3 protein-coding genes are annotated in these 2,839 nt (G+C 33.7%); all 3 read left to right on the top strand.

Annotation, left to right across the window (positions count from 1 at the left end):
- The coding region (locus tag AB1414_18430) for a hypothetical protein (protein MEW6609393.1) at positions 1-596 on the top strand (596 nt) is incomplete at its 5' end.
- 10 nt (positions 597-606) lie between these two features.
- Positions 607-1,581 carry a hypothetical protein gene (locus AB1414_18435; protein ID MEW6609394.1) on the top strand — a complete coding sequence of 325 codons (975 nt, stop codon included), beginning with the start codon at positions 607-609 and terminating at the stop codon, positions 1,579-1,581.
- A 59-nt stretch (positions 1,582-1,640) separates the two neighbouring features.
- Complete coding sequence (locus AB1414_18440) at positions 1,641-2,684, top strand: DUF2341 domain-containing protein (GenBank protein ID MEW6609395.1); 1,044 nt, start codon at positions 1,641-1,643, stop codon at positions 2,682-2,684.
- The last annotated feature ends 155 nt before the right edge of the window (positions 2,685-2,839 follow it).

Below are 2,839 nucleotides of genomic sequence, written 5' to 3' on the forward strand. Positions count from 1 at the left end.
ATAGTATGAAAAAAATACTTTTTTGTATATGTTGTTTGCTATTATTTAATAGTAATCTTTATGCAGAAGATATTGCAGTTCCAATTAAACAATCCGACCCATCGAAGATAAAAATAGTCATCTGTGGGTCAAGTTCTACGGGATATATTGAGGGTAAATTTGATGCTAATGGCAATTTCTTGGTTTATGACCAGGCTACCGCAGGCATAGGGACTACTACCAGCAATTTATATGTAAAAATTGCCTCTGAATGGGTAGCAGTGCAAGGGATTGCTAACCGTATTTACACAGAGGAAGATTTTGGTTATAGTCATACTTATTTTAAAACTATAGGAGCTACTACTACTGCGACTGTAATTTCTGCGGTTACTGGACAGAAGATTTATCTGAAAGGGTTTATGATAAGCAATACATCTGCAACTGATGCTGTAGTTACATTTTTTTTAGGTGGAGTTGAGTTTTGGAAGTTGCTTGTGAACAATAAAGGTGTGTTAGGTTGGTATGATGGAAAAATAAGTGCAGCTTCAGAAGCGCTCACTGTAACTACAAGTGCAGGGGATATAAATATTCGGGTTCAATATCTACAACAGCAATAGGAGATTTAAGATGAAACAACTATTTTTGTCTTTGATTTTAGTCTTAATATTTAAAATGGGATATGCGGATACTAATACTACGATAGGCACAGATACAATAATGGGCACAGAAACGGTTGGCACGATGACTACTCCAGTAGTAGAGTCACAGATTTATTCCATTCGGGTTGTATCAGCAAAACCTGAATATAAAGCAGGTGAACCGTTAGACTTACAAGTAGTAGCCAATTGGACTAATGGTTCACAAACACAAATTGTAAAGGGGTTACAGTGGCAAGCAGAAGGGACTATAACGGATGCAGGAGTGTATAAAGTAACTTGTAAATATAAAGATTGGATAACCTCTACAGATATTAAAATAATACCTGCTGAATTAATAGACTTTCAAATTATACCCGCAAAAAACATTCCTTATGGGATGTGGATACCTGTAAATAGCCTGTGTTCAGTAATAGGTTATGATAAATATAAAAATGCAATTTCTGGAATAGAGTATAACATTGCAATTAAATTAAATGGCATCTCATTTTTTGCCCAAAAATTAGGCACAAAAACAATTAGGATAGGTATGCAAATAATAACTGCGGATGCCTTGTCAAATGGTGTCATGATTAATTCTGCAAAAAGGGAGATATTGTTATATGATAACGGTATTTATAATGGCACTATTGAAATTAATGGTATCCAGAAGCAATTTACATTTAAGACAAATTTTCAACCGATTAATATTCCACATACATTAGTAGAAGTTGATATTGACAATTGCTATTATACGGTTAAGTATCTTTTAAATGGGGAAAGTGTGCAGAAACGGTTTACTATTCCCCACGAATGGATTGATAAATTTATGACTCTAAACATCTATAATTGTTTAGAAGTTATTTGTTGGATGGAACTTGCCATTGATGAAGAGGCAAGAAAAATCCAAAAAAATATGATGTATCAGGCAATTGAGAATGTATTTAAGCCATTAATAGGGAAATAATTATGCGATTATTAATATTATTGAGTTTAATCTTATCTTCGCAGATTTGCGAAGCAAAAATGAAATTTTGGATTTCATCTATATCATCGACATCTTCTACTACTAATTGGAGTTATTATCGTGATATAGTAATTACAAATCAGAGTGGAACTTTAACAGAATATCAGGTAAAAATACAAATTCCTTATAATTCTAATATGCAAACAGATTTTGACGATGTTAGAATTACCGATACCTCTAATGTCCTACTGGGACAATGGAGGGAAACATATACAAGTGGCACAGAAACAAGGTTTGTGAAAGTGCCAACAATACCACCATCTGGCTCTACTACTGTTAGGATGCATTATGGGAATTCAAATGCGAGCTCAGTATCTTCAGTAACTAATACTTTTATTCGTGAAATTAGTGGATTAAAAGGTGCATGGCAATTAGATGAAGGAACAGGAACAATTGCTAATGACACTTCGGGGAATGGTTATAATGGAACCTTAACAAATGGAGCTAGTTTTATAACTTCAGGAGGGAAATTTGGCAATGCCGTGCAGGTTGATGGAACAGATGATGTTGTAGATATTGCAAATTTTCCTTTCCCTTCATCTTTTTCTTTTGTGACTTGGGCTAAGCCATATGCGACTTCGAGTAGTCAACGAGCCCTAATGCGAATAGATACGAATGGTGCTCCTTCTATCTATCATGAACAAACTAATTATTGGAAAGTATATTCAACAGCAAATGGTTTCTTAAGTAGTGGAGTTAGTATTGTTGAAAATACATTATACCATTTAGCGTTTACTTTTGATGAAACGAGAAAAATATATGTTGATGGTGTTTTTAAAGCATCAGACACTACTACTTATGGGGCAGGAACAAATACATTAAAAATTGGTGGAGATGCTTATTCTCAAATGTTTTATGGAAATGTTAGTAATGCTTTAATGTTTAATTCGGTTTTATTAGATGCAGAAATCTCTGACCTCTACAATAACTATGGCTATTCTACCACCAATTACCCAGGAAAAGTTCTGGTGAAAAAATATGCCTCTCCAGAGCCAACTTATACAATAGGTTCTGTAGAATATACTTCAACATATTCAGAATAGAAAGGAGGAAAGAATGAAAAAGTTATTGATTTTAGCGGGATTGTTAGGATTGCTGAATTGTGGTTTTGCGCTAGCAGAAGATATTATTGATTTAGGAGTATCTGTTAATAAATTAGATAATAATTTAGGAATAGTGAAACTATATCAGATAAATA

This window comes from bacterium (assembly GCA_040755795.1).
GTDB lineage: Bacteria > UBA9089 > CG2-30-40-21 > CG2-30-40-21 > SBAY01 > JBFLXS01.